Genomic DNA, 20,626 nt, shown 5'->3' with positions numbered 1-20,626 from the left:
TGGGAGAGGGTTAGGGTGAGGGCATCAGGCCGTACGCGCCACCGCATCACGCGATGCCGCATCGCGCTCGTCGCCGGTCAACTCGCTCAGCCTGCCGTCGCGCATCTCCAGCAGACGGTCGGCGTGAATGAAGTAATGATCGTCGTGGCTGATGGCGAAAATGGTCTTGCCCATCTCCTGCATCAGTGGCAGCAGCACCTGATAAAACTCGCGGCGGAAGTGAGGATCCTGATCCGCCGCCCATTCATCCAGCAGGATGATGTCACGCTCTTCCGCCAGCGCCAGCAGCAGCGCCACGCGCTTCTTCTGCCCCTTGGAGAGCTTGAGGTTCAGGATTTTGCCGTCCTGAAGCTCCAGCTTGTGCGCCATCTGCAGCTGCGTAAGCCATTTTTCCACCAGCTCAGGATTGGCCTGCTGCCCTTCCGGCCCCAGCAGCTGGTCAAACAGCCAGACGTCGGTGAATACCGCTGAGAAAAGCTTGCGGTAATCCTCGGGCTTCTCCGCGCTCAGCGCCTTGCCGTCCAGCAGGATCTCGCCCGACTGCGGCTGGTAAAGTCCGGTGAGCAGCATCGCCAGCGTGGATTTTCCGCTGCCGTTGCCGCCGATGAGGAACAGCAGTTCGCCGCGGTGAATCGTCAGGTTGACCGGCCCCACGGAGAAGGCGTTGTCCTGATAGCGGAACGTGACGTTACGTAGCTCCAGCGTCTGCCAGTTCGGGAAGGCCTGCGGACGCGGGAATTCAGCCTTAAACGGCGCGAGATCGAATTTTTTGAGCTTATTAAATGCCACCTGCGCGCTCAGCAAGGTGGGCAATGCGCCGACGGCCGAGAGCAGCGGCGTGCGCAAAAACAGCAGCGTCAGCGAGTAGGTCGCCGCCACGTTGGTGTCCGCCCAGCCCAGGCTGTTCGCCATCCAGAACACCAGGCCAATGGCGCCCAGCATCATAATATTGGACCAGTTCACCGCGCTCAGGTGGAAGGTATCGGCGCGAATAATGTGGTGCCGGTATTCGCGCGCGTCCGGAATATAGAGGTTATTGAAGATATGCTCGGCACGCTCGCGGTTGAGGGTCAGCTCTTTGCGCCCTTCCAGCACCGTCTGGTAATCGTTATAGAGCTTATCTTCCGTTTCGCGCAGGACCGCCATGTGTTTATAGACGCGCGACACCAGCACGAAACCGCCCCAGATGGTGATGGCAATCCACACCGCGGTCACCGCCAGCATTTTTGTCGAAAGCCAGGCGAGATACGCCGCCGAGCCAAAGGTCAGGATGATCCCCTGCACAAGCTCCGGCAGGCGGACAAACGCGATGGTAATCGCGCGCACGTCGCTGGTCAGCCCCGCCAGAAGGGAGGCGCTGCCGAGCTGCTCCACGCGCTCAACCTGCGTGTCGAGGATCCGCTTGATGAACTCGCTGCGCAGGCGGAAAACAAAATGGTGGCCAAGCGCGGTCAGCGCCAGCTGAGAGCCAAGCGTAACCGCCATCAACAGCAGCAGCAGGCCGAGAAACTCCGGCAGCACCGAGAGTGAGGTATCGACCATTTCGATCAGCCGCACGTTGATAAACGCGATCAGGCCAATACCCAGCGCGGCGCTGGCGAGGCTTAATGCCATTACGGCGATAAAGGGCCAGCGATACTGACGCCAGACAAGAAGAAGTAGTTGCATGCAGGCAATCCGGACAATAAAAATCAGCCAGCAGTGTAAACTGCCCTGCGCGGACATCAAGAATAATTCTTATTTTTGTTTGCTCAATCCCGCCTGACGGAACGTCAGATTATAGCGGTACTCGCCAGTAAGGGGATGAACCCCGGGCTTCAGGGGCTGAATGCCGTGATAGTACAGCCGTGACTCCCTGCCCCACACCACCACGTCGCCATGCTCCAGCAAAATGCGCTTGAGCGGATCGTTGCGGCGCAATCCGCCAAACTGGAAGACGGCGGGCAGACCCAACGATACCGAGACGATGGGCGCCCGCAGATCGGGTTCATCTTTGTCCTGATGCAGGGAGAGCTTCGCGCCGACGGCGTAGCGGTTAATCAGGCAGGCATCCGGCCGGAAGTCCGGGTAACCTGCCGCAACGGCAGCCTCGTGGCAGAGCGCCTGAAAAGCTGCCGGCATCGGGGGCCACGGCTGGCCGGTGGCGGGATCGTTCGGGGCATACAGATAGCCGCGCGCGTTCGTCGCCCACCCCAGCTCCCCGCAGTTGGCCATGGCTACCGACATGGTGTAGCCGCCCGGCGTCACCATATGGCGAAACGGTGAAACGGCCGTCACCTCTTCTATGCCGGCAAGCAGCGCCTGCGCGCGTGAGAGTGCAAAGCGGCGCAGGATCGTCGCTCCAGGCGCAAGCGGCTCCTGCCAGGGTTCAGCATCCGCAAAAAGATCGAGCATTATCCCTCCCGGCGTTTCGCCTCACGTTTCAGTAATAGCGCTTTTCGCGCCGCCCCCCAGCGATAGCCCGACAGCGCGCCGTCGTTACGAACCACGCGATGACAGGGGATCACAATCGCCAGCCTGTTTGCCGCGCAGGCACCGGCGACGGCACGCACCGCGTTGGGCTGGCCAATCGCCTGCGCCACCTGCTGATAGCTGGCCGTTTCCCCGCAGGGGATGTCACGAAGGGCCTGCCAGACCCGCTGCTGAAACGCGGTGCCGCGTATATCCAGCGGCAGCGCCAGCGGCGCCGCGCGGTTATCAATACTGGCAATGACCTGACGGATACGCTGCGCAAAGGCATCTTCCCGTGGAGCAGGCTCCGCGTTTGGAAACAGCGTCGCCAGCTCTTCGGCTAATTCGGTATCGCTGTCGCCCAGCAGTATCGCGCAAATCCCCCGCTCGCTTTCAGCGACCAGACAGCGTCCTAACGAACAGTCGTCAATGGCGTACTGCACCGATACCTCACCTTTGCGGTACTGCTTCGCCGTCATCCCCAGCGCGTCGTTGGCCTTGCGGTAATAGGTGCTGCTGTCGGGAAAACCTGCCGCCAGCACGGCATCGGTAATTTTGTTTCCCTGCGCAAGCGCCGCGCGCAGACGTTGCCCCCGCGCCGCCTGCTGCCAGGCTTTTGGCGTCATCCCGGTGACGGACTTAAACAGCCGATGGAAATGAAAAGGACTCATGGCGACCTGCTGCGCCAGGCCTTCCAGCGTCAGCGCGGGATCCTGCTCCAGAAGACGGCAGGCGTGCTCCACTTTCGCCAGCTTCTGCTGCTGCGGATCGCGTTTGTCCGGCATGCAGCGCTTGCACGGGCGAAACCCTGCCTGAATGGCATGCTGGACATCGGGATAAAAGCAGACGTTTTTACGCAGCGCGCGACGGGCGCGGCAGGACGGGCGGCAGAAAATCCCCGTCGTCTGCACGGCAAAGACAAACCGATCGTCAGCGCGCGGATCGCGAGCCAGAACGGCCTGCCAGCGATCCTCATCGTTCATGTAGGTTGGATTTTTCATCATCAGCTCCTCTTACAAGCATACCTTTAGCGTGCATGAGCGCCAGTGATAAAAAACCCGCAACCTTGCTTTTTAATTTTTGTCGCTCACCAGGAAGCTGTTGAACTGCGGCGAGCTCCAGGTTTTGAACCCGTCGCCCTCTTTAGTGATCATATAAACCGCCAGCCCTTCCTGACGAACCACCTCTTTAGCTTTTTCCGGGCCGAGAACCATTAAGCCGGTATCCCAGGCATCGGCTTCCAGCGCGGTCGGCGCAATCACGGTCACCGAGACCAGGTTATGCGTGATGGGACGCCCGGTCTGAGGGTCAATCACGTGCGAAATACGCTTCCCGTCGAGTTCGTAATAGTTACGGTAGCTCCCGGACGTGCTGATGCCGTGCCCGTTAATATCCACAATGGCCTGTACGGCGTTTTGCCGATCGGTCGGTTTTTGAATCGCCACGCGCCACGGTTTACCGCTGGCGTTCATGCCCCGGCTGACTAACGCGCCGCCCACGGAGACCAGGTAGCGCGATATCCCTTCCTGCGTCATCAGCGCGGCAAGATGATCCGCCGCGTAGCCTTCACCGACCGTCGACAGATCGACAAACAGATCCGGGATGTCTTTCTGCAGATACTGCTGGCCGTACTGGTTGATCACCGTCAGATGCTTTAGCCCTGTACGGGCGCGGGCATCATCAATGGCCGCCTGGTCGGGTGTGGTATCCGGCTGTTTGTTGGGGCCAAATCCCCAGAGATTGACCAGAGGCCCGACGGTGACGTCCATCGCGCCGTTGGTTTTATATCCCACGCGCATTGATTCAGTGACGATATCGGCCATCGCTTCGCTCACCGGCCACAGGGAGGTACTGGTGGAGAGATTGAAGCGCATCAGCGCCGAGTCATTTTTATAGGTTGAGAGCAGCTGATCGTCGGCATCCAGCTGAGACTGGATTTTACCGCGAAGTTCATCAACGCGGGTTTTATCCAGGCCCATCACGCTGATGCGCCAGAAGGTGCCCATCGTTTTGCCTTCGAGCACCGTCGCGGCGGGAGCATCGGTTTTCGCCACGGGCGCGGAATCGTCACACGCGGTCAGGAAAAAAAGCATAGCCAGAAAGCTGGCGCGTAAAAAAGTCATGTCCATTCATTATTATCCTCATGCCAGGGCGGCAAGAGTACACCAAAACAGTTGCATTGTGAGGCCCCAAAAAGGCACAAAAAAGGGGCCATCCGGCCCCTTAGTCACACGATGACGCGATTAGAACTGGTAAACCAGACCCAGCGCGACGATATCATCAGTACCGATACCGGCCTGACGGGTGAACTCATTTTCATCAACCAGGTTGATTTTGTAATCCACGTAGGTGGACATGTTTTTGTTGAAGTAGTAAGTGGCACCCACATCAACATATTTCAGCAGATCCTGATCGCCGTAACCTTCGATGTCTTTACCTTTGGACTGCAGGTAAGCCACGGATGGACGCAGGCCGAAGTCGAACTGGTACTGAGCAACCACTTCGAAGTTCTGCGCTTTGTTAGCAAAGCCGTAAGCGGTAGTCGGGCTGTCGCCGTTAGAGGTACCGAAGCGGGTTGCGTTGTAGGTCTGAGAATACTGCGCAGCCAGGTAGATGTTGTTGGCGTCGTATTTCAGGCCGCCAGAATAGACTTCTGCGTGATCGCCGTTACCGTAAACGCCCGGTGCGTTCTGGTCAGCGGTACGTTTGGAGGAGGACATCGCACCACCCACGCTGAAGCCTTCGCCCAGGTTATAGGTTACGGATGCACCGTAGCCGTCGCCGTTCTGTTTCAGCAGGCTACGTCCACCGACGTTTTCGCCGCTTACGCTACCGTTTTTACCCTGATACTGCAGCGCAAAGTTCAGACCATCCACCAGACCAAAGAAGTCCTGGTTACGGTAGGTCGCCACGCCGTTAGCACGAGACTGCAGGAAGTTGTCTGAGCCGTAGGTATCGCCGCCAAATTCTGGCAGAACGTCAGTCCAGGAAGTTACGTCGTAGATCACGCCGTAGTTACGACCGTAATCGAAAGAACCTGCTTCAGCGAATTTCAGACCGGCAAACGCCACACGCGTCCAGGACTGGTTGTCGCTTTCAGTGGTGTTACCCTGGATCTGGTATTCCCACTGGCCGTAACCGGTCAGCTGATCGTTAACCTGAGTTTCGCCTTTGAAGCCAAGACGCATGTAGGTCTGGTCGCCGTCAGCACCCTTGTCGTCAGAGAAATAGTGCAGACCATCAACTTTGCCGTACAGATCTAATTTGTTGCCATCTTTGTTATAAATTTCGGCCGCATTTGCTGCGCCTGCTACCAGCAGTGCTGGTACCAGGAGGGACAGTACTTTAACTTTCATTTTATTAACCCTCTGTTATATGCCTTATAATTGCCACTGCTTACTGGTTAACCCTCATTAACCAGTCGGCAATTTCATTCTCCGCAAAATTACAGAATAATCCAATGCGAATATGATACGAAAACTTTGAAGATGTTTCATTTATCTATCAACATGTTTCAGGATGTAAATGAAAAGGAACTTTTACAAAGCACAAAAAGCTTAGAAATTTAGCACTTATAATCAAAAAGAAAAAACAACCAATACATATCAAGCACTTAAAATAAAAAACGTTACCGCACTGAATGACAAAACAAGATCGACGCCAGTCTCTAAAATAACTCTCGCTATCATCATTAACTTTATTTATTACCGTCATTCAGCTTTGAATGTCTGTTTATCCCTAATTCAACCGGATGCATCGCATTCGGTTTTTTTTTACCCTTCTTTACGTAACTTTTCTTTTTTTGTGCTACCGCACCGTAATTGTAACGACTATTAACTAAATTCCCGCCAGCCCCTCTGCATGACGGGAAAATTCGCTCAAATCTTAATTTCTTGTTAATTCGTGCTATTTTCTGACGAAATGCATTTTTTATTTGTACATGCCTTATGTGCTTGTACACATTTAAGGCGCACTTCATCTCTCGCACGGGTCATCGAAAAAGTCGCTTGTTCCAGGACAGTGGCGCTGGAAATTCAGTTATTACCCTTTATACTGCCCTATCGCCACAGAGCACGACCATCACGGGTTAAAGATATCAATGAGTCAGACTGAAACTACCGCCCAGAGCAAATTCTCCCTCCTTCCCGGGAGCATCACCCGTTTCTTTCTTCTTTTGATCGTGGTGCTGTTGGTCACAATGGGCGTGATGGTGCAGAGCGCGGTTAACGCCTGGCTAAAAGATAAGAGCTATCAGGTGGTGGATATTACCCACGCCGTCCACAAGCGCATTGATACCTGGCGCTACGCCACCTGGCAGATTTACGACAACATTGCGGCAGCGCCTGCCAGCTCGTCCGGAGACGGGCTTCAGGAGACGCGGCTGAAGCAGGATGTTTACTATCTCGAAAAACCGCAGCGTAAGACTGAGGCGCTTATCTTTGGCTCTCACGACAGCGCGACCCTTGAGATGACGCAGCGTATTTCGACCTACCTGGATACCCTCTGGGGCGCCGAAACGGTACCGTGGTCGATGTACTATCTGAACGGTCAGGACAACAGCATGATCCTGATCTCGACCCTGCCGTTGAAGGATCTCTCCTCCGGATTTAAAGAGACGACGGTCGGCAGCATTGTCGACTCCCGCCGGGCAGAAATGCTGCAGCAGGCCAACGCCCTTGATGAACGTGAGAGCTTCTCATCGCTGCGCCGCCTGGCCTGGCAGAATGGTCACTATTTTACCCTGCGTACCACCTTTAACCAGCCGGGACATCTGGCGACGGTCGTGGCCTTCGATTTACCCATTAATGATTTGATCCCGCCGGATATGCCGCTCGACAGCTTCCGTCTGGAGCCCGACAGCAGCACCCAGAACATGCGTGCGGCGTCTGACAAAGAGGCCGCAGAGAGCGTCACCATCTCCTTTAACGGCTCAAAAATTGAAATTGCCTCGTCGCTGAACTCAACCGGCATGCGACTGGTGTGGCAGGTACCGTTCGGCACGCTGCTGCTTGATACCCTGCAAAATATTCTGCTGCCGCTGCTGCTGAATATTGGCCTGCTGGCGCTGGCCCTGTTTGGCTACAGCACCTTCCGTTTCCAGCCGGGACGCCAGAGCGACGCGTCTGCGGTCTCCGCGGGCAACACCAACGAGCTGCGCGTGTTGCGCGCGCTCAATGAAGAGATTGTCTCCGTGCTGCCGCTAGGGGTGTTAGTTCACGATCAGGAAGCGAATCGCACGGTGATGAGCAATAAAATTGCTGACCATCTGCTGCCGCACCTTAACCTGCAGAACATCACCGCCATGGCGGACCAGCATCAGGGGGTTATTCAGGCCACCATCAACAATGAACTGTACGAGATCCGTCAGTTCCGCAGCCAGGTGGCCCCTCGTACGCAAATCTTCATCATTCGCGATCAGGATCGCGAAGTGCTGGTGAATAAAAAGCTTAAGCAGGCGCAAAGGCTGTATGAGAAGAATCAGCAGGGGCGCGCGGCATTCATGCAGAATATTGGCGATGCCTTCAAGCAGCCGTTAAAAACGCTGGCGACCCAGGCGGCGGCGTTGAACACGTCTGAAAGCCACCAGCTCGCCTGCCAGGCCGACTCGCTGGTCCGCATGGTGGATGAGATCCAGCTGGCAAACATGCTGGAGAATGATTTCTGGAAAGGCACCCCTTCTCTCTTCTCCATTCAGGATCTGATCGATGAAGTGGTTCCCGAAGTCCTGCCCGTAATTAAGCGCAAAGGGCTGCAGCTGCTGATCAACAACCATTTACCCGCCAATGACGAACGTCACGGCGACCGCGAGGCGCTGCGTCGTATTCTGCTGATGATTATTCAGTACGCCGTGACCACCACGCAAATCGGCAAGATCACCCTCGAAGTGAGCACCGACGAGTCGGCGGAGGATCGCCTGACGTTCCGTATCCTGGACACCGGAGAAGGCGTCACGGCGAGTGAAATTGATAATCTGCACTTCCCGTTCCTGAATGACACGCAAAGCGATCATTACGGCAAAGCTAACGCCCTGACCTTCTGGCTGTGCGATCAGCTGGCGCGCAAGCTCGGCGGCCATCTGAATATTAAGGCCCGTGAATCGCTCGGCACCCGTTACTCTCTGCACGTGAAAATGGCCGCCAATCCGCAGGAAGAAGATGAAGAACGCCTGCTGGATGACGTCGTGGTGATGGTGGATGTGACCTCAAACGAGATCCGCAATATTGTGGTTCGTCAGCTCGAAAACTGGGGCGCGGCCTGCATCACGCCGGATGAAAGGCTGGCAAGTCAAGAATTTGATCTGTTTTTAACTGATAATCCGTCTAATCTTACTGCCTCGGGCTTGCTTTTAAGCGATGATGAGTCAGGCGTGCGGAAAATCGGCCCTGGCCAGCTGCGCGTCAACTTTAATATAAGCAATGCGATGCAGGAAGCTGTACTACAACTAATAGAAGAGCAGCTGGCGCAGGAAGAGATAACGGAATCCCCGTTAGGCGGCAATGAAAATGCCGAGCTTCACGCCAGCGGATACTATTCCCTCTTTGTTGATACAGTACCAGATGATGTGAAGCGGTTGTATACTGAGTCCGCTGCAAATGATTTTGCAGCGCTGGCACAGACAGCACACCGGCTTAAAGGGGTGTTTGCCATGCTTAATCTGGTTCCCGGCAAGCAGTTATGTGAAACGCTGGAACATCTAATTCGTGAGAAAGATGCCTCTGGCATTGAAAAATACATCAGCGACATTGACGCCTACGTCAAAAGCTTGCTGTAGCAAGGTAGCCTTATACATGAACAATATGAACGTAATTATTGCCGATGACCATCCGATTGTACTGTTCGGTATTCGCAAATCACTTGAACAGATCGAGTGGGTGAATGTAGTCGGTGAATTTGAAGACTCTACAGCACTGATCAATAACCTCCCAAAGCTTGATGCACACGTGCTCATTACCGATCTCTCCATGCCTGGAGATAAATACGGTGATGGGATCACGCTCATCAAATATATTAAACGCCACTTCCCGGACATCTCGATCATTGTTCTGACCATGAACAACAACCCGGCGATCCTGAGCGCCGTGCTGGATCTGGACATCGAAGGGATTGTGCTGAAGCAAGGCGCCCCGACCGATCTGCCAAAAGCGCTGGCTGCGCTGCAGAAAGGCAAGAAGTTCACGCCTGAGAGCGTCTCTCGTCTGCTGGAAAAAATCAGCGCGGGTGGCTACGGTGACAAACGCCTGTCGCCGAAAGAGAGTGAAGTTCTGCGCCTGTTCGCCGAAGGTTTCCTGGTGACCGAAATTGCCAAGAAGCTGAACCGCAGCATTAAAACCATCAGCAGCCAGAAGAAATCCGCAATGATGAAGCTGGGCGTGGACAACGATATTGCCCTGCTGAACTATCTCTCCTCCGTTACGCTGAGCGCATCGGATAAGGATTGATCCAGGGCGGGTGTGCGGCCTGATGCCCTCACCCCATCCCTCTTCCAAAACATAAAAGGCCCTTTCGGGCCTTTTTTATATTCTCGTTTTTCTCACGCGATCCGCGTAAATCGACAACGTCTGCTTCAGCACGTCCAGCGTCACCGGTTTCGACAGGCAGCTGTCCATGCCCGACTCCAGACAGCGCTGTTTCTCTTCCGCCAGCGCGTTCGCCGTTACGCCCACGACCGGCAGCGTCAGGCCAAGCTGTCGGATGCGCTGCGTCAGACGGTAGCCGTCCATGTTAGGCATGTTGACGTCGCTCAGCACGATATCAATATGATTTTTACTCAGAACATTCAGCGCATCCACGCCGTCATTGGCGGTTTTGCACTGGTAGCCCAGCGATCCTAGCTGGTCAGCCAGCAGGCGGCGGTTAATCGGATGGTCATCCACCACCAGAATCATCATATCGTCATTCACTGACGCCAGACCTTCCGGTGACGGCAGCGCGCCTGCACCGTCGTTCTCTTCCAGCTCGACTTTATAGATACGGGCCAGCAGGCTCAACAGCTCATGCGGCGTTGCGACGCTGTGCACCCATTCCCCCGGCGAACGTTCAACCGGGATGCCAATGTGGCGACGGCAGAAGAGCACCGTTCCTCTCCCCTGCCACGGCTGCTCCGGCATCTCGTCGGTGATGAGCACATCGTCCACGTCCGGCGTCTGGCCTTCATAGCGGCAGACCCTCACGCCGCTATGGCTGAGCAGCGCCGTCAGATAGTCATTCAGCGAGGCGTTATTGACCGCCAGCCAGCAGCGCTTATCGCTCAGCCCGTCAACCGTGGCTTTCGCCGGATACTGCGCGGAATAGAGCGGAATACGGATGGTGAACTGGCTGCCCATGCCGGGCTCGGTATCCACCGAGATATCACCGTCCATCATGCTGACGAGCTTCTCGCAAATCGCCAGGCCCAGACCGGTGCCCTGGAAGTTACGCTGCACGCCGGTCCCGACCTGGAAGAACGGGTCGAACAGACGAACCACTTCTTTCGCCGGAATGCCTACCCCCGTGTCGCGCACGCGGATGCTGAGGTAATCTCCCGCCCGGCAGACGTGTAGCACAATGCAGCCGATATCGGTGAATTTGATGGCGTTGCTGAGCAGGTTAGAGATGACCTGCTGCAGACGCATCGGGTCGCCGTGCAGCGTCAGCGGCACGTCCGGTTCGATGAAGCAGTAAAGCCCCAGCTGTTTACGCACCACCAGCGGCAGATAGTTGGCGCTGATGTGGTTCATGACCTCACGCGGCGAAAACTCGCGCGGCTCGATTTTCAGCTGCTCAGACTCAATTTTGGAGAAGTCGAGAATATCGCTGATGATCTTCAGCAGCAGGCTGGAGGAGTTGTTCATCGCCGTTACCAGCCGGTCGACGCCTTTCGGCAACTCCTTCGTCTGCAGCAGATCGAGGTTACCGATAATCCCGTACAGCGGCGTACGCAGCTCGTGGCTGACGGTAGCCAGGAACATGGATTTCGACTGGCTGGCCTGCTCCGCGGCCTGCGCCATCTCCTGCAGCGACTCTTCCATCTTCACGCGCGCGGAGACATCCACCAGCACGCAAATCGCCACGTTTTCATTGCGATAGCGGGAATGGACAAAGCTGATCTGCAGGTTGGTATGGGTGCTGGTGAGCACGTCGACAAAGTTCACCTGCTGGCCGCAGATGATTTGCGTCAGCCTTTGCCGGTCCTCGTGCGTCAGCATGTTCAGGTAGTTGTGCGCCAGCTCGTTACTCAGGATGTTGGTCCCGTCCTGAGTACGCAGAATGCAGATCCCCACCGGAGCAGAAGCGACAATCTTGCGGTTGAACTGCTCGTGCTCCTCCAGACGCTGGGCGTCACTTTCGGCGGGAATAAAGATTCTCCGCTCATACATGCGCGCCAGCGTAAACAGCGCCCCGCCCACCAGCAGGTTCAGCAGAATCGCATTCATGATAAGAATGCGTATCCGCTCAAGCACCATATCCACCGGCAGCGAGTAAACAATGCTCAGCGACGATGGCGGCAGGCTTTTTTTCAGCACCAGCTCGCGGAAGCCGGAGGTGTAGCCGAACCATGAGCGTTCCTGCATCCAGTGCGGATCGACGTTCAAACTTTTATCCGGCCCGGCGAGGGAGATCAGCTGATGCCCGTTTTCATCCAGAATGGTCACGCCCATCGGCAGGCTGCCCGGCGTAAAGAAGTTTTCCATGCGGATGGTCTGCTCAATTCCCAGCAGCGCCTGCAGGCGATTGCCCAGGTAGACCGGCGTTAGCGCGTAGAAGTAGCCCACGCCCATGCGCGGCCCCTGGCTAATCCAGAAGATGTTGTTCCCGCGCTCGTCCTGCGGCGCATTACGATATTTCACAATACGCTCGTGCAGGCTTTTCAGCGCATCATCGCGCTCGACGGGCACATCGCGCAGGCCGAAGTCAGCCATGCAGAGATTTTCGCTGCCAATCAGGAATACGCGGTTGAGATCGTAGGCGGCGGAGAAATTGTCGCGCCAGTAGCGCATAAACCAGGCGAGGGATTCCAGCGACCCGCGCCAGGTGCTGCTCATGGTGGAGCAATCGGAGTCCGGGAACAGCGGCTGGAAGTCCGGCACTTCGGTTTTGTCATTGCGCCCGCGCAGGGCAAGGATACCGTTTTCCGCCGTCAGCCGGTTTTCGGCAATATACTTCAGCTCCTTCATCACGTCAGACGTTCGCTGAATGTAGCGCTGGGCCTGATCGGAGCTTAAATTAAACTCCTGGCGGATCTCCGCTTCTTTCTGGTGCAGCGCATTGACGATGTAAAACACCGACAGCAAGGCCACCAGCAGCCAAAGCAGGAGCGCCAGCGCCCGGAACAGATAGCGAGAAACTTTCAGCGTGGTACGAAAGGAGACGAGGTATTTCAAAGGGGCGAGGCTCCGCCGTCGGGGTCAAAAGAATGTGGTTAAGGTAGCGGTAAACGCGGCTTGTCGCAACGTTCACGTATCTGCATCTGCAAAAGAAAAGGGCCGGAATCCGGCCCTTTATGCGTCAGAAGAGATTACTCGTCAGCGTCATCCGCTGCGTCGTCGTCGGTCTCCGCTTCCGGTGCGATTTCATCATCACCTTCCGCGACGCTGCCGTCGATGGAGTCGAGCTCTTCGTCGTCCACCGGCTCAGCTACGCGCTGCAGACCCACCACGTTTTCATCTTCCGCCGTACGGATGAGGATCACGCCCTGGGTGTTACGGCCCACCACGCTGATCTCGGATACGCGGGTACGCACCAGCGTACCGGCATCGGTGATCATCATGATCTGGTCGGCATCGTCCACCTGCACCGCGCCCACAACGGACCCGTTGCGCTCGGTAACCTTGATGGAGATAACGCCCTGCGTGCCGCGCGACTTGGTCGGGTATTCGCTTTCCGCCGTACGTTTACCGTAGCCGTTCTGGGTGACGGTCAGGATTGCGCCTTCGCCACGTGGAACGATCAGGGAAACAACGGAGTCTTCACCCGCCAGCTTGATACCGCGTACGCCGGTCGCCGTACGGCCCATTGCGCGCACGGCGTTCTCTTTGAAGCGCACCACTTTACCAGCCGCAGAGAACAGCATCACTTCATCAGAACCGGAGGTCAGATCCACGCCGATCAGCTCGTCGCCTTCGTTCAGGTTCACCGCAATAATACCGGCAGAACGCGGACGGCTGAATTCGGTCAGCGCGGTTTTCTTCACGGTACCGCTGGCGGTCGCCATAAAGACGTTCACGCCCTCTTCGTACTCGCGTACCGGCAGGATGGCGGTGATACGTTCGTTCGCTTCCAGCGGCAGCAGGTTGACGATTGGACGACCACGCGCGCCGCGGCTCGCTTCCGGCAGCTGATAGACCTTCATCCAGTACAGACGACCGCGGCTGGAGAAGCAGAGGATCGTGTCGTGGGTGTTGGCCACCAGCAGGCGGTCAATAAAGTCTTCTTCTTTAATACGTGCCGCAGATTTGCCCTTACCGCCACGACGCTGTGCTTCGTAGTCGGTCAGCGGCTGATACTTCACATAGCCCTGGTGAGACAGGGTGACCACCACGTCTTCGCGGTTGATCAGATCTTCAATGTTGATATCAGAGCTGTTCGCGGTGATTTCGGTGCGGCGCTCGTCGCCGAACTGATCGCGGACCAGCTCCAGCTCTTCGCGGATCACTTCCATCAGGCGCTCGGCGCTGCCCAGGATGTGCAGCAGCTCAGCAATTTGCTCCAGCAGCTCTTTGTACTCGTCGAGCAGTTTTTCATGCTCAAGGCCGGTCAGCTTCTGCAGACGCAGATCCAGAATCGCCTGGGCCTGCTGTTCAGTCAGGTAGTACTGACCGTCACGCACGCCGAATTCAGGCTCCAGCCACTCAGGACGCGCGGCGTCATCGCCCGCACGTTCCAGCATCGCCGCCACGTTGCCCAGATCCCACGGACGCGCAACCAGCGACGCTTTCGCTTCAGCCGGGGTTGGCGCACGACGGATCAGTTCGATGATTGGGTCGATGTTGGCCAGCGCAACCGCCAGCGCTTCAAGGATGTGCGCACGATCGCGCGCTTTGCGCAGTTCGAAGATGGTACGGCGGGTCACCACTTCGCGGCGGTGACGCACGAACGCGCTCAGGATCTCTTTCAGGTTCATGATCTTCGGCTGGCCATGGTGCAGCGCAACCATGTTGATACCGAAGGAGACCTGAAGCTGAGTCTGGGAGTACAGGTTGTTCAGCACAACCTCACCCACCGCGTCGCGCTTGATTTCAATCACGATGCGCATACCGTCTTTGTCAGACTCGTCGCGCAGCGCGCTGATGCCTTCAACGCGTTTCTCTTTTACCAGCTCGGCGATTTTTTCAATCAGACGCGCTTTGTTCACCTGATACGGGATCTCGTGAACAATGATGGTTTCACGGCCGGATTTGGCGTCCGCTTCTACTTCAGCGCGGGCACGGATGTAAATCTTGCCGCGACCGGTGCGGTACGCTTCTTCAATGCCGCGACGACCGTTGATGATCGCCGCCGTCGGGAAGTCCGGGCCCGGGATGTGTTCCATCAGCCCTTCAATGCTGATGTCTTCATCGTCGATATAGGCCAGGCAGCCGTTGATCACTTCCGTGATGTTATGTGGCGGAATGTTGGTTGCCATACCGACGGCGATACCGGACGAGCCGTTCACCAGCAGGTTAGGGATCTTCGTTGGCATAACGTCAGGAATTTTTTCCGTGCCGTCGTAGTTATCAACGAAATCAACCGTCTCTTTTTCCAGGTCGGCCATCAGCTCATGGGCAATCTTCGCCAGACGGATTTCCGTATAACGCATCGCCGCGGCGGAGTCGCCGTCGATAGAACCAAAGTTACCCTGACCATCTACCAGCATGTAACGCAGCGAGAATGGCTGCGCCATACGGACGATAGTGTCGTACACCGCGGAATCACCATGGGGATGGTATTTACCGATTACGTCACCAACGACACGGGCAGATTTTTTGTAGGCTTTATTCCAGTCATTGCCCAATACGTTCATGGCGTATAGTACGCGACGGTGTACCGGCTTCAGGCCATCGCGGACGTCCGGCAGCGCACGGCCAACAATGACCGACATCGCATAGTCCAGATAGGAGCTCTTCAGCTCTTCCTCGATGTTAACCGGTGTAATTTCTCTCGCAAGGTCGCTCATCTAACCGCTATCCCTCTACTGTATCCCGGATTCAAAGGTCGCAAATTATAACACAGCCGCGGTGATACAGGTAAACCTATACGCTTTATTCACAGGGATTGCCTGATATACTCATTTGTCTTGCTAAATAAGGAGTAAAAGCGCCCATGAATGCCGAAAAATCCCCGGTGGCACACAACGTTGACCACGAAGAGATTGCCAAATTTGAAGCGGTGGCGTCCCGCTGGTGGGATCTCGAAGGTGAGTTCAAACCGCTGCATCGCATTAACCCGCTGCGTCTGGGCTATATCGCGGAGCGTTCCGGCGGTCTGTTCGGTAAAAAAGTGCTCGACGTCGGCTGCGGCGGCGGCATCCTGGCGGAGAGCATGGCGCGCGAAGGGGCCACCGTCACCGGCCTGGACATGGGCTTTGAGCCGCTGCAGGTTGCCCGTCTTCATGCGCTGGAGTCCGGTATACAGGTGGATTACGTGCAGGAAACCGTGGAAGCGCACGCGGCAAAACATGCCCACCAGTACGATGTGGTGACCTGCATGGAGATGCTGGAGCACGTTCCCGATCCGCAGTCCGTGGTCAACGCCTGTGCAAAACTGGTGAAGCCGGGCGGCCAGGTTTTCTTCTCGACAATCAACCGCAACGGCAAAGCCTGGCTGATGGCCGTCGTCGGCGCAGAATATGTGCTGCGCATGGTGCCGAAAGGCACGCACGACGTGAAGAAATTCATCAAGCCGGCCGAGCTGTTAAGCTGGGTTGACCAGACGTGGCTGAAAGAGCAGCACATCACCGGCCTGCACTACAATCCCCTGACCGATAAATTCAAACTCGCACCGGGCGTGGATGTTAACTATATGTTGCACACAACCGCCAAAAACGACTAACGTCATTCGTTATTCTTATAAAGATTGCGCGACATCATGTTGCGCAATTCTTACCTCCCGTTGAAGAAATCAGCACTCGATCAAATTTTGAATTTTTTTTCTTAATTATTGACATGTCGTCCAGGCCTTACGGTACGAGGACTTACGCTTTTTTACCCTTTCACAACCTCAATTCAACGTCAAAATCAACCCTTGTGCTGAAAAGATTCGATACTAGAATACTCACCATATAGCGTTTTTCTTATCGCAAACCCCCTATATGTAGTATTTATCCACAGAGTTAGTCACAAGACGGATCTGTGGATAAGCGGGGGATATTTTTTATTTCACGGACAGGTAAAACCCACATGAATCAGAGTCTGCTGGTGACAAAGCGCGACGGTACTACCGAGCGTATCAATCTGGACAAAATCCATCGAGTTCTCGACTGGGCAGCAGAAGGACTGAACAACGTATCTATATCCCAGGTTGAACTGCGTTCTCATATTCAGTTCTACGACGGCATCAAAACGTCTGATATCCACGAAACGATCATTAAAGCAGCGGCTGACCTTATCTCCCGCGAAGCGCCGGATTATCAGTACCTCGCTGCGCGTCTGGCGATTTTCCACCTGCGTAAGAAAGCCTACGGCCAGTTTGAGCCGCCGAAGCTTTACGATCACGTGGTGAAAATGGTCGAGCTGGGCAAATACGACACGCATCTGCTGGAAGACTATACGGAAGAAGAGTTCGAGCAGATGAACGGGTTTATCGATCACTGGCGCGACATGAACTTCTCCTACGCGGCGGTGAAGCAGCTCGAAGGCAAATACCTGGTTCAGAACCGTGTGACCGGTGAGATCTACGAAAGCGCCCAGTTCCTCTATATTCTGGTGGCCGCCTGCCTGTTCTCAAACTACCCGCGCGACACCCGTCTGGACTACGTGAAGCGTTTCTACGATGCGGTATCGACGTTCAAAATTTCTCTGCCAACGCCAATCATGTCTGGCGTGCGCACCCCTACCCGTCAGTTCAGCTCCTGCGTACTGATCGAGTGCGGTGACAGCCTGGATTCCATCAACGCCACCTCCAGCGCCATCGTGAAATACGTTTCCCAGCGTGCCGGTATCGGCATCAACGCCGGTCGCATCCGCGCGCTGGGCAGCCCGATTCGCGGCGGTGAAGCGTTCCACACCGGCTGTATCCCGTTCTACAAGCACTTCCAGACGGCGGTAAAATCCTGCTCTCAGGGCGGCGTGCGCGGCGGCGCAGCGACCCTGTTCTACCCGATGTGGCACCTGGAAGTGGAAAGCCTGCTGGTACTGAAAAACAACCGCGGCGTGGAAGGCAACCGCGTGCGTCACATGGACTACGGCGTGCAGATCAACAAGCTGATGTACACCCGCCTGCTGAAAGGGGAAGACATCACCCTGTTCAGCCCGTCCGACGTCCCGGGCCTGTACGACGCGTTCTTCGCCGATCAGGACGAGTTCGAGCGCCTGTACACCAAATATGAAAAAGACGACAGCATCCGCAAACAGCGCCTGAAGGCGGTAGACCTGTTCTCCCTGATGATGCAGGAACGTGCCTCTACCGGCCGTATCTACATCCAGAACGTTGACCACTGCAACACGCACAGCCCGTTTGATCCGGTGGTTGCGCCAGTGCGCCAGTCTAACCTGTGCCTGGAGATCGCCCTGCCGACCAAACCGCTGGAAGACGTGAACGACGAAAACGGCGAAATCGCCCTGTGTACGCTGTCCGCGTTCAACCTGGGCGCGATTAAGAGCCTGGACGAGCTGGAAGAGCTGGCCGTGCTGGCGGTTCGCGCGCTGGATGCCCTGCTGGACTACCAGGATTACCCAATCCCGGCCGCTAAACGCGGTGCGATGGGCCGTCGTACTCTGGGTATCGGCGTGATCAACTTCGCCTACTGGCTGGCGAAAAACGGCAAGCGTTACTCCGACGGCAGCGCTAACAACCTGACGCACCAGACGTTCGAAGCCATTCAGTATTACCTGATGAAAGCTTCTAACGAGCTGGCGAAAGAGCAAGGCGCGTGCCCGTGGTTCAACGAAACCACCTACGCAAAAGGCATTCTGCCGATCGACACCTATAAGAAAGACCTGGATGCGATCGTCAGCGAGCCGCTGCACCTGGACTGGGAAGGCCTGCGCGAGTCCATCAAAACGCACGGCCTGCGTAACTCCACGCTCTCTGCCCTGATGCCGTCCGAGACCTCTTCGCAGATCTCCAACGCCACCAACGGTATTGAGCCACCGCGCGGCCACGTCAGCATCAAAGCATCGAAAGACGGCGTGCTGCGTCAGGTGGTGCCGGATTACGAAACGCTGGGCAACAACTACGAGCTGCTGTGGGAGATGCCAAACAACGACGGCTACCTGCAGCTGGTGGGTATCATGCAGAAGTTTATCGACCAATCGATCTCTGCCAACACCAACTATGACCCGACGCGCTTCCCGTCCGGCAAGGTACCAATGCAGCAGCTGTTGAAAGACCTGCTGACAGCCTACAAATTTGGCGTGAAAACGCTGTACTATCACAATACCCGTGACGGTGCAGAAGACGCGCAGGACGACCTGGTACCGTCAATTCAGGACGATGGCTGCGAAAGCGGCGCATGTAAGATCTAATGAAGGGCGGGGATATCCCCGCCTTTATTTCGTAAGACAGGACACACTCATGGCATATACCACCTTTTCACAGACGAAAAACGACCAGCTCAAAGAGCCGATGTTCTTCGGCCAGCCGGTCAACGTGGCACGCTACGATCAGCAAAAATACGACATCTTCGAAAAGCTGATTGAAAAGCAACTCTCCTTCTTCTGGCGTCCGGAAGAAGTGGACGTTTCCCGCGACCGTATTGACTACCAGTCGCTGCCGGATCACGAAAAGCATATCTTCATCAGCAACCTGAAGTACCAGACGCTGCTGGACTCCATTCAGGGCCGCAGCCCGAACGTGGCGCTGCTGCCGCTGATCTCCATTCCCGAGCTGGAAACCTGGGTGGAAACCTGGGCGTTCTCCGAGACGATCCACTCCCGCTCTTACACCCACATCATCCGCAACATCGTGAACGATCCGGCGGTGGTGTTTGACGATATCGTTACTAACGAGCAGATCCAGAAGCGCGCGGAAGGCATTGCGCACTACTACGACGAGCTGATCGAGATGACCAGCTACTGGCATCTGCTGGGCGAAGGCACCCACAGCGTGAACGGCAAAACCGTTACCGTGAACCTGCGCGCGCTGAAAAAGCAGCTCTACCTGTGTCTGATGAGCGTTAACGCCCTGGAAGCGATCCGCTTCTACGTGAGCTTCGCCTGCTCCTTCGCCTTTGCCGAGCGCAAGCTGATGGAAGGCAACGCCAAAATCATTCGCCTGATCGCCCGTGATGAAGCCCTGCACCTGACCGGCACCCAGCACATGCTGAACCTGCTGCGCAGCGGTACGGACGACCCGGAGATGGCGGAAATCGCCGAAGAGTGCAAGCAGGAGTGCTATGACCTGTTCGTGCTGGCGGCCCAGCAGGAGAAAGAGTGGGCAGACTACCTGTTCCGCGACGGCTCCATGATTGGCCTGAACAAAGACATCCTGTGCCAGTACGTTGAGTACATTACCAACATCCGCATGCAGGCGGTTGGCCTGGACCTGCCGTTCCAGACGCGCTCTAACCCGATTCCGTGGATCAACACCTGGCTGGTATCCGATAACGTTCAGGTTGCGCCGCAGGAAGTGGAAGTGAGCTCTTATCTGGTCGGTCAGATTGATTCTGAAGTCAACACCGACGACCTGAGCGACTTCCAGCTCTGATGAGCCGCGTAACGCTGAGCCTTTCTGGCACCGAAGTGCTGTGCCAGGAAGAGCACCCTTCCCTGCTGGTGGCGCTTGAAGCGCATCAGGTGGAGGTAGAGTACCAGTGTCGTGAAGGCTATTGCGGCTCCTGCCGCTGCCGTCTGGTCGCAGGCCAGGTGGACTGGCTGACCGAGCCGCTGGCCTTTATCAGTGATGGGGAAATTTTGCCCTGCTGCTGCCGGGCAAAAGGCGATATTGAGATCGAGATGTGATGTTGTCCTTATCCCCTCTCCCTGTGGGAGAGGGTTAGGGTGAGGGCATCAGGCCGCAGAGCCTGATTGTCGGGTGGCGGCTTCGCCTTACCCGACCTACC

13 protein-coding genes are annotated in these 20,626 nt (G+C 56.2%); 6 read left to right on the top strand and 7 right to left on the bottom strand.

Annotated elements, in window-relative coordinates:
• Positions 1–24 precede the first annotated feature (24 nt).
• The 5 genes from USG84_RS13380 to USG84_RS13360 all read right to left on the bottom strand — a co-directional run bounded on the left by USG84_RS13380 (position 25) and on the right by USG84_RS13360 (position 5,807).
• On the bottom strand, positions 25–1,668 hold the full coding sequence (locus USG84_RS13380; protein ID WP_151413973.1) for a multidrug ABC transporter permease/ATP-binding protein: 1,644 nt from the start codon (positions 1,666–1,668) through the stop codon (positions 25–27).
• Positions 1,669–1,737: 69 nt separating this feature from the next.
• The gene (alkB, locus tag USG84_RS13375) at positions 1,738–2,394 is read right to left on the bottom strand and encodes a DNA oxidative demethylase AlkB (RefSeq protein WP_253542824.1); all 657 of its coding nucleotides are present in this window, start codon (positions 2,392–2,394) and stop codon (positions 1,738–1,740) included.
• The gene (gene ada / locus USG84_RS13370; protein ID WP_061097575.1) at positions 2,394–3,452 is read right to left on the bottom strand and encodes a bifunctional DNA-binding transcriptional regulator/O6-methylguanine-DNA methyltransferase Ada; all 1,059 of its coding nucleotides are present in this window, start codon (positions 3,450–3,452) and stop codon (positions 2,394–2,396) included. Before ada ends, alkB begins: the two co-directional genes overlap by 1 nt.
• Positions 3,453–3,524: 72 nt before the next feature.
• Positions 3,525–4,580 carry an FAD:protein FMN transferase ApbE gene (gene apbE, locus USG84_RS13365; protein ID WP_151413972.1) on the bottom strand — a complete coding sequence of 352 codons (1,056 nt, stop codon included), beginning with the start codon at positions 4,578–4,580 and terminating at the stop codon, positions 3,525–3,527.
• 114 nt (positions 4,581–4,694) lie between these two features.
• Complete coding sequence (locus tag USG84_RS13360; protein ID WP_061097573.1) at positions 4,695–5,807, bottom strand: porin OmpC; 1,113 nt, start codon at positions 5,805–5,807, stop codon at positions 4,695–4,697.
• Positions 5,808–6,550: 743 nt separating this feature from the next.
• On the opposite strand from USG84_RS13360, the gene rcsD reads away from it, so the two are divergent.
• Together rcsD and rcsB are read left to right on the top strand one after the other, a co-directional pair.
• Entirely contained in the window at positions 6,551–9,223 is a 2,673-nt protein-coding gene (gene rcsD, locus USG84_RS13355) for a phosphotransferase RcsD (RefSeq protein ID WP_253542825.1), read from the top strand.
• Between the two features lie 16 nt (positions 9,224–9,239).
• A complete protein-coding gene (gene rcsB, locus USG84_RS13350) occupies positions 9,240–9,890 on the top strand; it encodes a response regulator transcription factor RcsB (RefSeq protein ID WP_006176468.1) in 651 nt (216 codons plus the stop codon).
• A 75-nt stretch (positions 9,891–9,965) separates the two neighbouring features.
• Here the strand turns inward: rcsB and rcsC are convergent, their stop codons facing one another.
• On the bottom strand, positions 9,966–12,812 hold the full coding sequence (rcsC, locus tag USG84_RS13345) for a two-component system sensor histidine kinase RcsC (RefSeq protein WP_061097571.1): 2,847 nt from the start codon (positions 12,810–12,812) through the stop codon (positions 9,966–9,968).
• Positions 12,813–12,946: 134 nt separating this feature from the next.
• On the bottom strand, positions 12,947–15,583 hold the full coding sequence (gene gyrA, locus USG84_RS13340; RefSeq protein ID WP_061097570.1) for a DNA topoisomerase (ATP-hydrolyzing) subunit A: 2,637 nt from the start codon (positions 15,581–15,583) through the stop codon (positions 12,947–12,949).
• Positions 15,584–15,729: 146 nt separating this feature from the next.
• Here gyrA and ubiG point away from each other — a divergent pair, with 146 nt between their 5' ends.
• The 4 genes from ubiG to yfaE all read left to right on the top strand — a co-directional run bounded on the left by ubiG (position 15,730) and on the right by yfaE (position 20,525).
• On the top strand, positions 15,730–16,458 hold the full coding sequence (gene ubiG / locus USG84_RS13335; protein WP_151413971.1) for a bifunctional 2-polyprenyl-6-hydroxyphenol methylase/3-demethylubiquinol 3-O-methyltransferase UbiG: 729 nt from the start codon (positions 15,730–15,732) through the stop codon (positions 16,456–16,458).
• A 347-nt stretch (positions 16,459–16,805) separates the two neighbouring features.
• Positions 16,806–19,091 (top strand): class 1a ribonucleoside-diphosphate reductase subunit alpha, encoded by a 2,286-nt coding sequence (nrdA, locus tag USG84_RS13330; protein ID WP_061097568.1) that lies wholly within the window; start codon positions 16,806–16,808, stop codon positions 19,089–19,091.
• Between the two features lie 49 nt (positions 19,092–19,140).
• Positions 19,141–20,271, top strand: a complete 1,131-nt coding sequence (nrdB, locus tag USG84_RS13325; RefSeq protein WP_041908962.1) for a class Ia ribonucleoside-diphosphate reductase subunit beta — start codon at positions 19,141–19,143, stop codon at positions 20,269–20,271.
• Positions 20,271–20,525 carry a class I ribonucleotide reductase maintenance protein YfaE gene (yfaE, locus tag USG84_RS13320; protein ID WP_061097567.1) on the top strand — a complete coding sequence of 85 codons (255 nt, stop codon included), beginning with the start codon at positions 20,271–20,273 and terminating at the stop codon, positions 20,523–20,525. Before nrdB ends, yfaE begins: the two co-directional genes overlap by 1 nt.
• The last annotated feature ends 101 nt before the right edge of the window (positions 20,526–20,626 follow it).

It is taken from the genome of Enterobacter sp. 168J2 (assembly GCF_034107265.1).
In the GTDB taxonomy this organism is placed as follows: domain Bacteria; phylum Pseudomonadota; class Gammaproteobacteria; order Enterobacterales; family Enterobacteriaceae; genus Enterobacter; species Enterobacter nematophilus.
Note: the sequence above shows the minus strand (reverse complement) of the source record. Positions and strands in the feature narration are given on the sequence as shown.